This window comes from Streptomyces sp. NPDC021019 (genome assembly GCF_044333295.1).
In the GTDB taxonomy this organism is placed as follows: Bacteria; Actinomycetota; Actinomycetes; order Streptomycetales; family Streptomycetaceae; genus Streptomyces.
Genome location: NZ_JBIRQR010000008.1, coordinates 70,811 through 87,869, shown reverse-complemented (window position 1 = coordinate 87,869; position 17,059 = coordinate 70,811). Strand labels below are relative to the sequence as shown.

10 protein-coding genes and 1 pseudogene are annotated in these 17,059 nt (G+C 70.7%); 5 read left to right on the top strand and 6 right to left on the bottom strand.

Annotated features, from left to right (window positions below; all coding sequences use genetic code 11):
• Positions 1 to 152: 152 nt before the first annotated feature.
• The 3 genes and pseudogenes from ACH4RG_RS31520 to ACH4RG_RS31510 all read right to left on the bottom strand — a co-directional run bounded on the left by ACH4RG_RS31520 (position 153) and on the right by ACH4RG_RS31510 (position 2,931).
• Positions 153 to 476, bottom strand: coding sequence for a hypothetical protein (locus ACH4RG_RS31520; protein ID WP_398540589.1), 324 nt, complete (start codon positions 474 to 476; stop codon positions 153 to 155).
• A gap of 1,312 nt (positions 477 to 1,788) precedes the next feature.
• Positions 1,789 to 2,273 (bottom strand): annotated as a pseudogene (locus tag ACH4RG_RS31515) (transposase family protein); the annotation flags it as partial.
• 130 nt (positions 2,274 to 2,403) lie between these two features.
• Positions 2,404 to 2,931, bottom strand: a complete 528-nt coding sequence (locus tag ACH4RG_RS31510; RefSeq protein WP_397923538.1) for an SMI1/KNR4 family protein — start codon at positions 2,929 to 2,931, stop codon at positions 2,404 to 2,406.
• 1,595 nt (positions 2,932 to 4,526) lie between these two features.
• Between ACH4RG_RS31510 and ACH4RG_RS31505 the strand changes: the two genes are divergently transcribed.
• The 3 genes from ACH4RG_RS31505 (at position 4,527) to ACH4RG_RS31495 (ending at position 5,838) form a co-directional block, all read left to right on the top strand.
• Complete coding sequence (locus ACH4RG_RS31505; RefSeq protein WP_397923541.1) at positions 4,527 to 5,126, top strand: hypothetical protein; 600 nt, start codon at positions 4,527 to 4,529, stop codon at positions 5,124 to 5,126.
• Entirely contained in the window at positions 5,104 to 5,265 is a 162-nt protein-coding gene (locus tag ACH4RG_RS31500; protein ID WP_397923543.1) for a hypothetical protein, read from the top strand. Before ACH4RG_RS31505 ends, ACH4RG_RS31500 begins: the two co-directional genes overlap by 23 nt.
• 237 nt (positions 5,266 to 5,502) lie before the next feature.
• Positions 5,503 to 5,838, top strand: coding sequence for a hypothetical protein (locus ACH4RG_RS31495; RefSeq protein WP_398540588.1), 336 nt, complete (start codon positions 5,503 to 5,505; stop codon positions 5,836 to 5,838).
• Between the two features lie 720 nt (positions 5,839 to 6,558).
• Here ACH4RG_RS31495 and ACH4RG_RS31490 read toward each other — a convergent pair.
• Positions 6,559 to 8,106 carry a hypothetical protein gene (locus tag ACH4RG_RS31490; RefSeq protein WP_398540587.1) on the bottom strand — a complete coding sequence of 516 codons (1,548 nt, stop codon included), beginning with the start codon at positions 8,104 to 8,106 and terminating at the stop codon, positions 6,559 to 6,561.
• On the bottom strand, positions 8,103 to 8,735 hold the full coding sequence (locus ACH4RG_RS31485; RefSeq protein WP_397923549.1) for an ATP-binding cassette domain-containing protein: 633 nt from the start codon (positions 8,733 to 8,735) through the stop codon (positions 8,103 to 8,105). Before ACH4RG_RS31485 ends, ACH4RG_RS31490 begins: the two co-directional genes overlap by 4 nt.
• A 431-nt stretch (positions 8,736 to 9,166) precedes the next feature.
• Here ACH4RG_RS31485 and ACH4RG_RS31480 point away from each other — a divergent pair, with 431 nt between their 5' ends.
• Together ACH4RG_RS31480 and ACH4RG_RS31475 are read left to right on the top strand one after the other, a co-directional pair.
• Positions 9,167 to 9,586, top strand: coding sequence for an FKBP-type peptidyl-prolyl cis-trans isomerase (locus tag ACH4RG_RS31480; RefSeq protein ID WP_397931497.1), 420 nt, complete (start codon positions 9,167 to 9,169; stop codon positions 9,584 to 9,586).
• A gap of 176 nt (positions 9,587 to 9,762) precedes the next feature.
• Complete coding sequence (locus ACH4RG_RS31475) at positions 9,763 to 10,317, top strand: M23 family metallopeptidase (RefSeq protein ID WP_397923553.1); 555 nt, start codon at positions 9,763 to 9,765, stop codon at positions 10,315 to 10,317.
• Here ACH4RG_RS31475 and ACH4RG_RS31470 read toward each other — a convergent pair.
• Positions 10,308 to 17,045 carry a beta-ketoacyl synthase N-terminal-like domain-containing protein gene (locus ACH4RG_RS31470; RefSeq protein WP_398540586.1) on the bottom strand — a complete coding sequence of 2,246 codons (6,738 nt, stop codon included), beginning with the start codon at positions 17,043 to 17,045 and terminating at the stop codon, positions 10,308 to 10,310. The genes ACH4RG_RS31475 and ACH4RG_RS31470 overlap by 10 nt on opposite strands.
• Positions 17,046 to 17,059 lie beyond the last annotated feature (14 nt).

Sequence of the window (17,059 nt, the reverse complement as noted above, 5' to 3'; positions counted from 1 at the left end):
GAGGTACTCTGCAGCGGCTCTGCCGGGCGCTGCACAGGAACGTGAGGCGCTCAGGCTGCGGCTTTGCCGACGCCCTCTTCCTCTGAGGCGTCGTCCAGGTACATCCATCGGCGAACCACGGTGTAACCGGACGGGAGTTCGTTGCCCGTCAGCTATCTGTACCTCGCCTTTGCTGCATCGCTGGCCCGATGTCCAGGAGGGAGCCTCCGAAGGAAGGGGTCGCGGTCTGGGTCGAGGGAGGACTGACGCGGCTCCGTGGGCTCACTGCCGGACTCATGTTCGGGGGAAGCCTCGATGTCCCCGGATTCGTACTCTTCGCCGTCCTTGCTCAGGTAGAGATGGGCGACGACGACTAGGCCTACGGCCAGAGTCACGCCGAAGGCGACACGGATCGTCGGCTCGTGCTTCTTGTACCAGTCCTTCGTCTTCTGGCCGAAGGAGGTGGGCTCGTCATCCTCGGGTGTCAAGTCAGTCACGCACACACATCTACCGGACACATCCCGCACCTGTCAGTCAATCAGGCGACTGTATGCGGCGCGGTCAACATCCCGCCGTGAAATGGCTGGAGATCAACACGGGAGTTGGCTTCTTGCGTATCAGTCCCGTTCGTGTGCCCTTTGACCGTGAACACGTACAGCCGCGCTCCGGACAGGGCAATGGTTTCGAAGAAGTCCCGGACCAGCAGGGCGTTGGCCTGGGGCCGGAGGGAGCTGGCCCACGTACGGGAGCCGCACTCGGGTGCTGGCTCGATCCCGGCCCGTTTCAGAATCTCCCACGCGGTCCGGCGGCGGTGCGTGACTTTGTCGAGACCAGTAGGTACGTGGCTCGCGAGTGGACTGTCATGGGTCGAGCGAACGTGCCGCTGCTACGGGGGAGAACGGTGAAGCGTTCAGCTGGGTCGGCGTCTTGTTTTCGGGTGCGCCAAAAGCGCCTTCGATATTAGGTCACGAGTAGATAACGGTGTGAAGGGTTGCGTCCCTGCGGCGAGTGCCCGACGGCATCGTGTACGGCGGCCCTCGCTGTGCCGCCGCACGAAGCACAGCTGGACACGCCGTCCCTTAGCGCCCCGATGTGGCTTCCGCCCGGGAGAGGGAGAAGGGGGAGTAGCGACCCGTTCCAAAAAAACCGAATACCCGAGTACGGCGTGCGGGCTTGGTCCTCGACTCGATCACTAGATTAGGTGGCCGATTCGAGCTGCCTTTCCGCCCGGATCGTCCACCCTTCTCAGGAAGGTGAATCGGTCCGTATGGATACGGTCGGTTGGGCTACAACGACTGTGGCCGCGCTTGGTGGGTGCGTCCTAGTGTTGGGCTACGTCCTCGATCAAGTGCCCGCGCTTTCTGACAAGGCGGTGCGCGCTATAGCTGCCGTTCGTCGGCTTCGTGATGAGTGGCAGCGAAGGTGAGGCCCGGTCGCTGGCGCACGTCCCGGGCCTGTCCTCGCACGGCGATGCGCTCCTCGATGGAGGTGAGGGCGCCGACGAGGGTAACGAGGTCACCCGCCCCCGCATGCGCTGCCAAGAGCCTCTATCGCTGAAGCCGACAGGTGAGGGCTATCCTCAGGGTTGCCTTAACGGAGTTTGGTGGACACGAACGTCGACAATTCCAATCGTCAGGTGCGGCTGAGCTTCTTGGACTGACCAAGATCGTTCAACTGGGGGGTGCCGCCGACTCTCCGTACGGTGCGCGCTGGAACGGAGAGAGGAAGTGCGCGGTACGGACCTCAATGCGATCGAACGACCCCACGACGGATGCGGCACGTGCGGTCCCACCCCGCGCCCGCGGCTCCACCATGGAAGCCTGGGGCGCGCAGACGGAACTGCGCGCGTTCCAGCGCGGGAGCGGTGACGCCACCGTTCGCCCGAAGGGGCCGGTCCGTACGTGGACGCTCATGCCATGCCGCTTGTGCTTGGCTGAGTAGGACGGGGTGTCGGCTGCGATCCGGCCGGTCGGCAGCAGGGTGCCGTCCAGGATGACGAACGCCTTCGCACAGATCGTCTTCATGCCCTCGTCCAGGGTCGGCGCGAGGGCGGCCAGCACCTCGACAGCCTCGCGTATGTAGCGGAACGCGGTCGCGACTCCGATGCCAACCCCGCGGCGAGCCGGCCATACGTATCGCCGCACCGCAGGTGGGCCAGGCCCAGCAAAGCCTGACGGCCGACCGGCAGGCGGCGCCACCGTGTCCCCGATCTCCCGCTGCCGAGAGGCGAGTTGCCTGCCCAGGTATCGCAGAATGCGGCTGGACAGGTCGATCGAGGGCGGCTGGACAAACAGGCGAAGGCTTTTGGCAGACGTAGGTGATCTGTCGAGAACCCGTCTGTCAGGGTCGTTCCGTACAGCCCTTGCACGTCAACGTCCCGACCCGGCCGTCAGGCGAGAAAGGGCTCAGTGATTCTGCTTGACATTACTCGAAACCGATATCCCCTATTTGCTCGAACGACGGCACCCCTTGAATGACGGGAACGTCAAGTTCCTCGCGCAGCGCAGCCCGGAGAAAATTGGCAAAAGTCATCTCGAAGATGAACCACGCCCCCATTTCCACTGCGACCTGCCACTGCCTTCTGTTCTCATCAGGGGGAACAAGAAAGACGTGATTGCCGGAAATCGACCTGGCAATCGCAAAGTACCCGCCCCCTTCTGGGTGTATGGGGTGCCGGTGCGAATGAGGATCGCTTCGGGTCAGTTCTCCGTAGGAGTAGGATGCCTGGTCCCATAGCGATTCGAGGTGCAGACCGTGATCCCCCCTCGCGGCTCGTGGGTGAAAGAGGTACACCTGATCATTGAGGCACCCCGGCCCGTAAGCGGAGATGAACTCCTTGTAATCGTCGGGTAGGGTGATGCGGTGCGTTCTTTCAACGGCTTCCCAGTCTCCGACGATGTCGCCGTTGACCAGGGGTGATCCTAGAAGTTCACGGAACTGAGAGTTCTGCATCTGATGACCTTTGTGAGCAAGAGTATCCATCAACTGCACGATTGCAGACCGCGCAGTCCAACCAGTAGCCCTTTTTGTCGGCCGCGTACATTCTTATTTCTGTAGCGATCACCGGATCTTTATCTTTATGTACGGGTGGCACGCCCAGAGGTATGGCCTCTCCGGACTTCGCGGCGGTGGTGACATCGCCCTCGCGTCCCTCATGTGCGGGGAGTCGGTGGAGTTCGGCATCCCGCCATGAAATGGCGAAATGTATCATTTTGCCGCCCGTTTGGTCGCCGATCAGATGAAGTCTACTTCGGGTCCAGCCGCTAGGGGCGAAGATCGTATTGATCAATATGGGCAATGGCTCCCGTAGCCCGGCAATCGTTCGCATCCGTACCGAACCTCGTCATAGGTGCGCAGGGCTTGCCGGGAAACAAGTCGTTGCTTCCGGCTGGAGGGCCCGTTGTTCTGGTATGGGGAGACCGGAGGGGGTCGAGGGTGTTCTGGCGGCGAAGTTCGAGGTGTTGTTGCCGCACCTGGACGAGCGTCAGCGTCGGCTGGCCGTGAGGGCGGAAGCGCTGTCACCATCGAAGGCGCTCAGTACCTCGGCAGGGACGCCCAGTTTCACTACCGCAACGAGCAGGCGCAGACCACGGAGACGCCGGTGACCCGGTGATCAGCGTGGACAGCAAGAAGAAAGGAACTGGTCGGCCACTACAAGAACGCCGGCCACGATTGGCAGCCCGTGAGGGCAAGACGCACCGAGGTGCAGGTCGAGCATGCCGGGCAGGTCGCCCGGGACCTGACGCACTGGGCGACAGGTCGAGCCACCCTGCCTTGAGGTGGGCCAAGACGGTGCCGGTGGCGCGTGAGAAGCGCGCCCCGTACGCCTTTTCGCCGTCGCTGCAAGCCGCGATGACCCACTTGGTGTCCCTGGCCGGGAGGTACAGCTCTTCGGCCGCTCCTTTGATGCCATGACCGATGAAGTGAACGATCAGTGCAGAACCGGCCTGCGCAGCCGCCAGGAAGGCATCGCGCCACGCGTCTTCCAACGCGTCGTACGACAAGTCGATGCGAGGGCCGCCGCCATGCAGGATCACATGGGGTGGCCGCCGAGCGCGTCGCCCACCTTGGCGGTGGCATTCGGTACGAAGGCAAGCGGTTGCAGCGCTGTAGCCGCTGTCGGATCCTCCGGACTCCGCTGATTCGCCTCAAAGCTGCCCATTCCGACGACGAGTGCTGTGACCACGGTCCCTCCCGCGACAACGAACGCCCATCTTCTTGGCGGCGCTGATCAGGTAGGGGTCGACCTCGCCATCCGGTGCGGAGCCGCATGGCGTGGAGTGGGGGGCGGGCGTAGCGTGAACCAGGGGGCGAGGTACTGCATGTGGGAGTTTCGCATGCATCATTCCGACTTGCCGGGAGGTAGCGGCATGGTACGGGGTATCCGCAACACCATAGGAATCATCCTGGCGGTCGCCGGCGCTGCCGCGGCCCTCTGGGCGCCCTTTCGCAGTTGGTACGACGGTCGGGTCGGACATGACTTCCGTGTCTGGGAACTCTTCACCGGAGCCGGCGTGACGGACTCGGGCGCGGGATTGTTCGCGTCCATGTTCCTGCCCCTCCTGGTCGGCGCGGTCCTTGCGGTTCTCGGAGTGGTGTTCCGGTCGCGACTGCTGGTCCTCGCCGGCGGAGTCATCACCCTCGGGTTCGCCATCCTCTGGATGGTGCGACAAGGGCAGGCTGAAGGCAGTCTGACGGTCACGGGCGACAGCACCGGGCTCGGCGTCGGAGTGGGGCTCGCCCTGCTCGGTGGTCTCCTCATGCTGATCGGCGCGGCCGTGATGGGTGGCCGTGAGCGCAGGGCCGTGCGCAAGGCGCGTCACGAGCAGGACCAGCAGGAGCGGAACGCGTTGGACCATGAGGACCGGGGCAGTCGCGGCGCCGAGGCCGAGCGCCCTTACGGCATGGCCGCCCGGGACCAGGAGACACGGGACGTGGCCGGCGCCGGTTCCGCCCGTCGGGCCGCGTCGGGAGAGGCCGGCCCACCGCAGCGCACGGTCCGGCGGCCGGAGCAGCAGGCGTCGGCACCGCGCGGTCGGCCGGTCCCGGCCAGGGACTCGTACAGCGGTGATCGAGGGCGCGAGGGTTCCGACCGCACGCAGTACGAGCAGAACGATGGATCCGGTGGTTCCCACGACCCGAAGTAGGGCCGACCGGGAGGGTCGGACGGTCGGCACGATCGCGCTGGTCAAGGCGGTCGACCGCTTCGAGGTCAGCCGTGAATGGGCGGGCCCGGGCCTGGACACAGCCTTCCGCCGCGCGAGCGGAACCACCGCCGGTGTCTGACCGGCCATCCTCAGTACGTGTTCGTGCTCGTGCGTGGCGACAGCGCCTACCGGACCCTTCGCGAGGCGCCCCGCTGACAGGGCGTCGTAGAGCCCGCCGTGTCACCGCGGGCGTTCGCCGTCCGGTGACAGTGAGCCCCTTCCGACTTCGGGCGGCCGGGCGTCAACGCCGTGTCGTGGGCACCTGATACACCCTGGCTATGACGTTCGTGGCGGTGGTCGAGGGTGATGCGGGCGGATGGCGCGTCGAGGGGGTGCGCTGACCAAGGTCATCCAAGCTCGGTGGACTGACGTCGGGATCGATTCGTCGGCCCGTGGCGGCGCAGCGCGCAGTCTCATCTGGGAGCTCGACACGGCGAACGGCCCGGGTGAGGCTTATCTGCACGAGGACGGCACATGCCTGTACATGGACGTGTGGGAGGAGGAGGCCGTCTGGTTGGCGATCGCCTTCCGCAGGCTGACACCCACCCACCTTGACCTGGTGTTCTGCGATGAGAGTTACACCTTCGACGTGCGCGTGCCAGCAGGGACCACCGAGGTCGAACTGATGGCCCTGGTGAAGGCCGCGGGTTGAGCTCGGCCCGCAGTGGCGAGGTGGAAGGCCAGGACGGCCCGCAAACGTGACCGGCTGGCGCCACGACACCGGCGGTGGGCCCGTAGGGGGGCCGCCAGGAAACGCGGGGCGGGGCTGGACACGTCGATCCTGGACGGATGGACAAGCGTGCGAGGCCGCTGATGGAGAGGGTTCTCCTGGTCGAGAGCCCGTCGCCCAGGGCTTCACCGCGCTGTCGGCCCACCCAGTCTTCCGTCTGCTCCGAGAAGCCCGAACCCCCGCCGAGGTACCCGCGGGGAGCCGGCGAACTCGGTGTACGACCTCGCGATGAGCCCGGCCTTCAGCGGCCCTCCAAGGACTCGGCGGCTTCGTCGCGACCGGCATCGCTGGTTCGACTCACCGTCTGCCGCTGTACGCCGCCCGGGTGCGGGACCGGTGGGGGATCGACCTGGACCTCGGTCTGATCCGGGCCGGCAAGCTCGCCGGCTCGACGTCGACGGGCCGCCACTCGCTCCACGAGGTGATGAGCGGCGTCCCGTCGGCGCTCGACGGCCTTCCCGACCACTACCCGGCACTGGACCACCAGGACAACCGGGGCCGGTGCGGGAACGTCCACCCGCTCACCGAGCGGGACCCGCGCGGACTACGTCGCCGGGACGAGCTCTTCCCCCGGCGAGTCCCCCAGGGCCGGCCCGACGCCCGAGGACAGGGCCGGCGGGCCCGCCTCGGCGCCCGGGCCCGCTACCGCTCCCGGCCGAGGAGGAAGAAGAGCCCCCTGTGCGCCCAGCCCGTGCGGCGCAGTCCTGTCCAGACGCAGCCGGCGGCGATACAGAGAGCGAGTACCGTCGCAGCGGCCGCGGAGGGAAGCGCGGCCATCAGGGCGACGCCCGTCGACACGACGACGAACCCGTCGAACTGCCAGGCGACGACACGCAGCCCGGAGAGGTCGCCGAACGGTGTGATGACGGGAAGGAGCAGTTCGAGCGGAAGGTCCATTTTCATCTCGCGCAGGAACCTGGCGCCCAGTGCCATGACCACCGACCCGGCGACAAGAAGGGCCGTGTCACCCGGATGCCCGCCGTGGCGGTCCCACCGGGCGACGACGGCGGAGCCACCCCCCAGGAGGGCACCGGTCGTCACCGCGACGACGGGCCAGGCCAGCGTGCGGGCAAGGGTGCCACCCCACCGTTCGCCGAACAGCGGAGCCAGGGTCAGCTCGTCTCGCAGTCCGCGCCATGTCTCACCCACCCACCCCGATCCCAGGTACACACACAGCGCCCCCAGCGCCCACAGCCACGGTGCCGGTCCGTGCCCCCGCCCGCCTGCCCCGTGCGTCAGCACGAAGGAACCGATCAGCAGGAGTCCAGCGCCCGCGCTCGCGCGCCCGGGTGTCCGCAGCGCTCGGATCGCACCCTGCGCGAGATATCCGCGCAGACGCCCGTCCGGACGGATCAGGGCCGACGGGAAACCGGACGGCTCCGGCCGGTACAGATCCAGCGCGTGATGGAGTGTCCCGGTCCAGGCGTATGTCCGGGCCTGGGAGGCGCGGGCCGACTCGCGGGCGAGCCGGGCCAGGTCGACGGTGTGGATCGCCCGGAGGGCCGCCCGTCCCAAGGCCGCCGCGGTGGCCGCCAGCACTCCCGCGAGGAGCCACAGCCCCGTTCCGCTGTCCGGCGCCACTCGGCTCACCCAGGCGACCACGACTGCCGCGCCGACGAGGACGGAAGCCAGCAGGAGATTGTCGCGCAACGGCCGAACCTGGCCCCAGAGCCACGCGAACGCCGCGAGGGCGCTGAGTCCCGCCCCGGACGCGATGCCCTGCACCGCGGAACCGAGGTGGTCGAAGAGGTCGGTCGCGAGGTACGACGCCGCGCAGGCCGACAGCAGCCCGGTCGCACCGACGTACGTCAGTCTGCGCCGGGCGATCGTGCCGAGGTAGTGCGTCGGGGAGAGGTCAGTGGACATGAACACGTGCAGCAGGAAGGGCTGGACCACCACCGGCCCCCAGAACCGCCCGGCGATCTGGGCCCCCCAGCACACCGCCACCGCGAGCGCGCAGACCCGGGGCGCCGCCTCCGTGAGGGACCCTACGGAGACCGATGCGGGCGAAGTGCTCCGGGCGTGGACCACCGGCACCAGGTAGAACGCGGCGAACAGGGCGACGAGGTAGAGCGTGTACGCGTGCCCCCGCACCGTGCCGCGGTCGCCCCGGCGGGCGTAACGCTGCCGCACGGCACGGACGCGGCCCGCGGCGTCGGGCTCGGGTGCCGGGAGAGTGTCCACCGTCATCCCAGCTCCACGAGGCCGTCACGCGCCTCTGCCAGGGCGGGCTCGTGGGTGGCGACCAGGAAGGCTGTGCCCTCCTCCGCCCGCTCCGTGAGCAAGGTCGCCACCAGTTCGACGCGGTCGCCGTCGAGGTGCCGCTCGGGCTCGTCGAGCAGTACCACCTCGGCGGGGCGCACCAACGTCAGTGCGAGGCTGAAGAGTTGGAGCTGGCCCGAGGAGACCTGGTGGGGAAACCGTCCGCCCAGAGAGGACAGTCCCAGTCGCTCGACGACCTCTTCGGCGGCTGCGGCGGTCGTCGCGCTGTTGCCGTACCAGGAGGCGGCGACCAGGATCACCTGCTCGCGCAGTGTCATGTCACGGGCGAACGGGATCGCGTCGACCAAGGAAGCCATGAGGCGTCGGTGCCGCGGCTTGGCCATGTCGGCGGGTTCGCCCCGCAGCGAACACGAACCGGCCGTGAGGCTCCGGCTGCCCAGAAAGGCCCGTAGGAGCGTCGTCTTCCCCGACCCGTTGCCGCCGGTGAGGCACCAGACCTCGCCCGGCATCACCGCGAACGAGGTCGGCTCCAGCAGGGTGACGTCGCCCAGGGTGACCGTGGCGCCCTCGGCCGCGATGATGGGAACAGCGGTCACGTCGCCTCCAGAACCACAAGCGTCTCTCGTGGGCGTGCAGTTTATGCGTCGCCCACGTACGATCCGTCGGCTGTCGTCATCTCCTGGTCGGCGATGCGTTCCGGCGGTCGCATCTCCGGCAGTGACGCCCAGGTGGCCCTCCCGGGGAACGTCAGGCGCCCCGCACCTCGACCTCGAAGGGGCGTCGTCGGGGCGGTGGCGGGCTCCGGCACAACGGGCAGGACGCGCCGCACCTCACCGGCGAGACGGGGCGCGAACGCCGCCGTCAAGACGGGAGCGACGTTCGACGGATCCCGTTGCCCCGCACCACAGCGGGATAGGCGCCCCTCGGGCCACGGGCTCTGCCGGTACGGTGATCGCCTGCCGCGTGGAAGGTCCATGCGTCCGGCCGGCCCGTGCGAGGGATGCCGGTGGCGAGCGATGGGGCCGTGATGAGCGAACTGACGAAGCCCGGAGTCGAGGTTCCGGAGGGGGAGGCGCCCACCGAGCTGACGATCCGGGACCTCGTGGTGGGAGACGGAGCCGAGGCGCGGCCGGGCCGGGTCGTCCAGGTTCACTATGTAGGGGTCACGTTCGCTTCCGGAAGGGAGTTCGACTCCTCCTGGGAACAGGGCCGGCCGTTCAAGTTCGCGGTGGGTGGTGGCAGGGTCATCAAGGGCTGGGACCGGGGGGTCAGGGGGATGAAGGTCGGCGGCCGCCGCGAGATCATCGTTCCCCCGCGCCTCGGTTACGGCAAGCAGTCGCCCTCAGCGTCGATCCCGGCGGGCTCGACGCTGATCTTCGTCGTCGACCTGCTCACCGTCGTGGGTGGGCCCACCGGGGCTGGGTCCGGCCCGACCTGCTCGGCCTGAACGCGATGTCTCCGGGGTACCTTGTCCCGCTCTGCGACAGCCGACGGGTCGGCGGCCGGGACCGGGCATAGGCCCCGAGGCCCTTGTCCGCCCGGCGGCCGACGCCTGATCCTTGCACTCCCGCGCCCCGACGGGACGCGGAGGCCGGCTACCCGGGAACGTGAACGGAGTCGTACATGAGCGGGATGAAGAGAGTTCTGCGCCGCACGGCGGTGGGGGCGAGCGCGCTGCTCACGGCGGTGGGCATCACCACGACGGGCGCGTCCCCGGCCGCGGCGGTGGACTACTCCTACGAGCTGCCGTACCCGGCTGGTGAGGCCTACACGGTGACCCAGGGGCCGGAGGGCACGTACTCCCACACCGGTCCCTACAACGAGTACGCGTGGGACTTCGGGCTCCCCGCCGACTACGAGGTGTCCGCCGCGCAGGCGGGAACCATCGTCTTCTCGAACTGGTCGCCGTACTGGCAGAACGGCATCGAGGTGATCATCCGGCACTCGAACGGCCAGTGCACCCACTACGCGCACCTGAACCGGTCGTTCCACGAGCCGGGTGACTGGGTTCCGCAGGGCCGGATCGTCGGCTGGTCGGGCAGCACGGGCGCTTCCACGGGCCCGCATCTGCACTTCCAGGTCATCGACTGCGACAGCCGCGTGGGCCTGCCCGCCACTCTCCAGGGCTGGACGCCCTACACAGGGACGCGCCCTGTCAGCGTGAACCACTACGCCTGACCGGGCCGGACCCGCGCGGGTGCTCCCGGCACCACCCGCATGCCCAGCCCCCGCACCCGGTAGATGCACCGATCGTCGCCCCACAGCGACGCGTCCGCCACGGCGTAGGGACCCCGGGCGTCCGTGCCGCTCTCCACGATGTCCATGTCCACCCGGATCAGCCGGTTGGCCGGGGTGATCTGGCCGCGGTACGTCCAGGTCGCCTCGCGGCCCGGCAGCACCGGTTCGAAACCGGGGTCGCGGAGCCCGTCCGCCGCGCCCTGCTCCAGCAGGTGGTACTGAAGCAGTTGGCACATGGCCTCGATCCCCAACGAGCCCGGCTGCACGGGGTCCTGGAAGAAGTGGGCCCGGAAGAACCAGGCGTCCGGGTGGACGTCCTTCTCCGACCGCAACCGGCCGAGCCCGGCGCTGCCGCCGTCCGGCCAGTGGCCCGTGACCCGGTCCAGCATCAGCAACATCGCGCCCGGCAGGCGTGGTTCACCGTCGCAGTACCGGGCGGGGCGCGCGGTCAGATCGACCACTCGGCCACCGGGCTCGTCGAGGCGGGCCCGGTCGTCGGCCGAAGTCACCAGCCCCTGCTGGTCGTCGAAGGCCGACCGAGGGAAGTAACCGAAGACCGTGGAGAGTTCGAAGAGGGGCGCGCCGTCGGCCGTGCACGTCACCCGGAACGACTCGATGATCATGTCCCCGCTGCGCGAGACGCGGGTCAGTTCGGCCCTGGTGCGGACCGTACGTGTCGCCGGGGTGACCTCGCCGGTGACCGTTCCCGACCCGTCGAGATTGCGGAACAGCAGATCCGCCTCGCTGGTCGTCGCGCTGCCGACGTACGAGGCGAGCCACCCGCAGGGCTGGAGCGCCGCCTCCATGAGGACGGCGAACGGCATCAGGCGACCGCCGTTCTGCTCGAAGTACCACGCCCGGTCCGGTACGTCGTACTCGGCGACGACGACGCTGCCCTCGCGCATTCCGCCCTGCGGACCGTCCACCGACACGATCCGGCTCATGAAGTGATAGGGCGGGCCGGGAAGCCGCGCCACCCTGCGGGTGCCGTCGAACGGCTCGTACATGGCGCCGAACGCCTCGCTCGGCCTGCCCCAGGCGCACGCCAGCAGCGAGGCGTGGTCAAAGGCGAAGCCGTCGGCCGCCACCGCCACCGGCTTCTCCTCCCGATGCCCGGTCAGCCCGCCGAGACGGGACAGCGGCACCGGGCCCCCGTCGGTCTGGACGGTGGGCGGACCCGAGTGCCGCCAGTGCGCCAGCGGCCAGTCGGGGACCAGCCGGAGGGCCATGTCGGTGCCGAGGAACGCCTTCCGTCCGTCCACCGAGCCGAGGACATCGGCGTAAAGCGTGGGCACCGGCCCGGCCGAGACGCCCCGGACGAACACCTCGTAGACGACCCGCCGGTTCTCCGGGGTCGCCTGGCCCCGGCACAGGGCCCTGGAAGGGTGCTCGTCGACCGTCTCGAAGCGCCAGCCGTCCCGGTCGACGGTGAAGCCCATGGCCGTCAGGTAGAACGCCATCGCCTGGAGACCGCCCTGCAGCATCAGCGTGCCCGGCATGCAGGGGTCGTTCTTGAAATGGCCGGTGAAGAACCAGTCGTCCGGGGACAACGCGGTCTCGGCCCGCAGATACCCGCGCCCCCAGGGCCCTCCGGCCGGGTCGAACGCGGTGACCTCGTCCAGCAGGCGCAGCCGCTCCTCGTCGAGTACGGGCGAACGGACGTGCGCCGCCGTCGCCTCCCAGCCGGGTCCGAAACAGTCCCCGGGCCGCCCCAGCGTCAGGGCCCGCACCCGGTCGGCGTCGAAGCGGGTCCGTTCGCAGCGCACGGTCGGCGGGTCGCACGGCAGAGCGTCCCCGGGCACGCGGCCGGCGGGATCCCAGCGCACACCTCCGCTGCCGGCGAGCTCCGCGGGAGTGAAGAACCCCGCCTGCCCCTCGCGGACACTGAGCCGCAGCTCGCCGTCCACGTAGCAGTCGTAGTGGAAGAAGGCCAGCCGGACTCCGTCCGCCTCCGCATGTCCATCCAGATGGATCTCGAAGCACAGGGTGTCGCCGGGGCGCGGTGGGCCGCCGTGGAACGTCACCTCACAGCCCAGCAGCCGGTACGCGCGCTCGCCCCGGTTCAGCAGGTCGACGCCCAGCCAGCTGAGCAGGAGCAGGTCGGCCTGGCCCGCCTCGATCAGCACGCCGGCCGGCACACGCCCCGTCGCATCCAGGTACCAGCTGTCGGGCAGGACATCCGTCTCCGTCCAGATCCTTCCGTCCGTGCGAACCGGGCCCGGCAGGACGAGCGCCGCGGGCACCGCGTCGATGCCGGTGACCCGGTCGGCGAGCAGCATGGGCGGCCCGGGCATCCGGGTCTGTACCGCGTAGCCGTCCTGCTCGGCGAAGAGCGGACCGAACAGCGTGGAGATCTCGCGGGAGGCGAGGTGCTCCAGTTGGGTCCGGTCGAACGTCGGCCCGGGGCGCTGAGCCTGCCCGGGCCGCGGAGTCTGCTCCGGCTTCGGTCCCGGAGCCCGGACGGGCGCCGGAGCCGTGACGGGCTGGGGCTGGGGCAGCGGTCGTACGGGAACGGGTACGGGGCCGGGCCGCCCGGGTACCGCCGCGCCCGCTGCGGTCAGCGCGCTGACGGCGAGCGCCGACACGCGCAGGAACCGCCGGTGCGATTCCGCGTGCGCGGCCATGACCTCCTGGTGCAGCACGGCGACCCGCAGACTCTGCCGGGCGACCACGCCCCCGACTCCCGTCGCCCCCGGACCACGGGCGTCTTCGACGTGCGCCCGGGGCCGCTGTACGGGTGCGGCGGGGGAGTGCGCAACGGGGGCGGCCGGGGCGGCCAGGTGCTCGTTCTCCTCGTGCGCCGGGGCGGCGAAGCGCCCGGTCTCCTCGCCCGCCGCGGCGACCACGTGGCCCGGGCCCCGGTCCGGCGGGGCGGGGAGACCGAGGGGCGTCTCCGGTACCGGGGCGAGTTCCGGGGCCCGGGGCAGTACGGTCACGGTGCGCTCCAGGGGCGGCAGGCACGGAGAGGGCGGTACGGGAACGGTGACGGTGGGGCCGGGCCGGGGGAGGCCGGTCGCGGCCCCGGCGAGCCGGGCGAGCAACGCGTCGGCCTCCACCGGCACTCCGGCGACGACGAGTTCGCCCACCGCATGACACAGGTGCCGCAGGTTCGTGTCCCCCGGAGTGTCCAGCGCGACGGCCACGTGCTCCCGGTCGCCGAGCACCCGTTTGATCCAGCCGGTGCACAGCCTCCGCGGGCCGTGCTCCACGAAGACCCGAACACCGTCCGCCCACGCCTGTTCGATCGTGGCCGCGAAGTCGATCGTGCCGAGCCCCTGGGCCGTGAGCGCCTCGGCGGCCCGCTCGGACGTCGGCCGGTACGCCCGGCCGGAGGCGCCGCTGTAGAAGCGAACGCCGGGGACCTCGACCGTGGGGCGGCGGTGGGCCTCGTGCCACACCTCCCGCACCTCCGCCAACTCCGGTGCGTGGGCGGCCATGTCGTAGTCCAGCTCGATCGCCCGGTCGACGCCGATCCTGGCCACGACGGCCGCGCACGCCCGGGACTCGCCACCGATGACGCAGACCCCGGGCGCGTTCACCGCCATCAGGTGGACCGCCCGCTCCCCGGCGAGCTCCGCGCGAACCGCCGCCAGGGGCGCGGCGATCAGATGGCTCGACCACCGGTCGCCACGGATGCCCCGCCGCCGCCAGTAGCGCCGCACCGCCCGCAGCTCGCCCGCGAGCTCCGTGGTGAACAGACCGCTGTCCCGGGTCGCCTCATAGAGCCCCGAGGCGTCCGGCCAGGCTCCCAGGGCGACCAACGCCGTCGACTCCCCCGAGGAGTACCCGATCGCGGCGTCCGGCCGCAGGCCGAGCACCTCACGGCTGAACACCGTGTGCAACACGGCCAGTTCGGCGACGGACCAGATCTGGCCGAGGACCCCGGGCTCGGTGCCGGCCCGCAGCCGCGCCCCCACGGCCCCGTGCCGCTCACGGACCCGCTCGCCCAGCGACGGCAACGCGAGGGCCAGCTCATGGCCCATCCCCGGGTACGCGGCCGAGCCGTTCGTGTACACGAAAGCGGTCTGCCCGACGACCGGCCCGTCCCGGTACGACACGTCCGCCGGGCGGGCCCCGCCCCCCGCCAGCCAGCGACGGGCCGCTTCCCCGCGCTCCCGCCACGTGGTGTCGCCGTCGGCCACGAAGGCCAGCCGGGCCGGGCCGGTCGAGGACTCCGTACCGGCCTCCAGCGCTGCCAGCACCGCCCGGCGGTCGGCCCCGGAGTAGACGTGCAGGCGCGGGGCGGGGCCCCGCAGCCACGGACGGGCGTCCCCCGCGCGCAGCCGTACGTCGGCGGCCGGCCCCTCCAACGGCGTGACGACGGCCCGCGCGGTGTGGGCGACGGCCGCGGTGTCCGCCGGTCCGCCGGGGCGGGGTACCGCGCGGTGCTGGAGCGAGAGCGCCGCGACCGCGACGGAGACCAGCCCGGACGCGGCATGAGCACGCCCGAAGCAGTCCACCGGATCGAAGACCGCGTCGGCGCCGTCGCCGATGACCATGTCGGGTTCGCCGGTGGCCTCTTCGTCCAGCAGGGCCATGACGCTGTCGCCGTCCCTGCGGGCGGCGTCGAGGGACTTGAGGATCAGGACGACGGCCGCGTCCCCGGGCTCCTCGTCGCGGCCGAGATCCCGCAGGGCGGCCCGGTGGACCGCCTCGCAGGACAGGTCGGTGGCGCCGACGAGGGCGGCGTCGGCCTCCCCCGACCGAATGGCCCGAGCCGCGATCCCCAGCGCCACCAGCCCGGACGCCTCCTCCGCCGACACCGTGAACCCGGGTCCGGCCAGGTCGAGCTGGGTGCTGATGCGGTTCGCCGCGAGGTTCGGCATGCTGCCCACCACGCCCTCCGCCGTCATGGCCGGGGTGAACGCCTCCCGGGTGAGGTCCGCCGAAGCCGCGCCGACCGGTGTTCCCGACTGCTCCAGCCAGTGCGGAATCCGCCAACGCGCGCCCGCGCGGGCCACCTCGGGGTCCACCCCCGTACCGACGACCACCATGGTCCGCTCGCGGGGCAGGCTCACCGTCCGGGCGGCCTCCCGGGCGGCCTCCAGCACCAGGAGCTGATGACGTACGGTCCGCTCCAGGGCCAGCGGCGGGAAGCACAGGTCCGTCAGCTCCACGGCGATCTCCGCGACGCGGCCACGCCGTTCGCCGCCCAGCACCGCCCGGCGGAAGTCCTCCAGCGACGTCCCCTCGCCGACCCGGGCTCCGACGGCGACGATCGCCACCGGCGTACGGTCGCCCGGTGCGTCGCCTCCCGCAGCGGGGTCGGGGGCCCCGGCGGCCGGCCCGGCACCCCGGACGGCGGGCCGCGTGCCGCCCGCCGACCGGGGCACGGCGGGCGGGGGAGAGCAGTCCGGGGCGTCGACGATCAGATGGGCGTTGGTCCCGCCGAACCCGAAGGCGCTGACCGCCGCCCTGCGCGGTCCCACCCACTCCTCGGCCGCGGCCAGCACCCGCAACGGCGTGCCCGCCAGTACGTCCAGCGGTCGTCCGGCGCCGAGCGTCGCCGGACGCACCCCCGCACGCATCGCACCGAGCACCTTCAGCAGTCCCGCCACACCCGCGGAGGCCAGCAGATGCCCGATGTTCGACTTCGCCGAACCGATGGGAACGTCCGCACCGGCCCCGAAGACCCGGGCCATGGAGCGCGCCTCCACCGCGTCCCCGACCGGCGTCCCCGTGGCGTGGCACTCGACGAGCGACACCGACTCGGGAGCGACGCCCGCGCTCTCGTACGCCAGGCGCACGGCCCGTACCTGGCCCTCCTCGGACGGGCTGATCAACCCGGAACCGCGCCCGTCGTTGGACAGCCCCACACCGCGGATCACACCGAGCACGGGCAGGCCGGCGGCGTGGGCGTCGGACAGCCGTGTCAGGGTGACGAATCCGGCGCCCTCGCCGTGCACCAGCCCGTCCGCGTCCCGGTGGAAGGGCCGGCTGCGCCCCGTGCGGCTGGTCGCGGAGAGCGCGCAGAACCCCACATGCAGGTAGAGGGGATCGGGGCGGCTGACCGCACCGGCCACCATGAGATCCGCCGTGCCGTCGTGCAGCCGGTCGCACGCCTGCTTGACGGCGTACAACGAGGAAGCACAGGCGGCGTCGAGGGACCACGCGCCCGCCCCGAGCCCGAGTGCGCGCGCCGCGAGCCGGGCGGGCAGCCCGGAGGAGAAACGGTTGCGGGCATCGGGCCGGGTCCGCAGCTCACCCGCCAGCAGCGCGTCGCGGAGCGGGGGTTGTTGCGCGGACAGCCATACGTGTTCGGCGAAGGCCGCCCCGGCGGGCGTGGGGTACGACAGGTTCCCCAGCACCAGACCTCCGCGCGGCAGCGGGCCCGAGTGCCCCGCCTCGGCGAGCGCCTGGCGCACCCCGTACAGGACCCAGTGGAAGAGCGGGTCCAGCGATGCGATCCGCTCCGGGGGGAGTTCGAAGGCGGCCGGGTCGAAGACGGACTCGAACCCGTGGACGTAACCGCCGACATCCGTCCAGGTGCGGTCGAGATGATCCTCCACCGAACCCATGGCCCACCGGCGCGGCAACCGCCACCGGCCCTCCGGGGCGGCCGACAGGCTCGTGCGGCCGGCGGCGATGTTCTCCCAGAACGTGTCCGGGTCCAGCGCGCCGGGCAGCACACAGCCCCGGCCGACGACGGCGATCGGTTCGAAACGCATTGGGGTCTCACTTC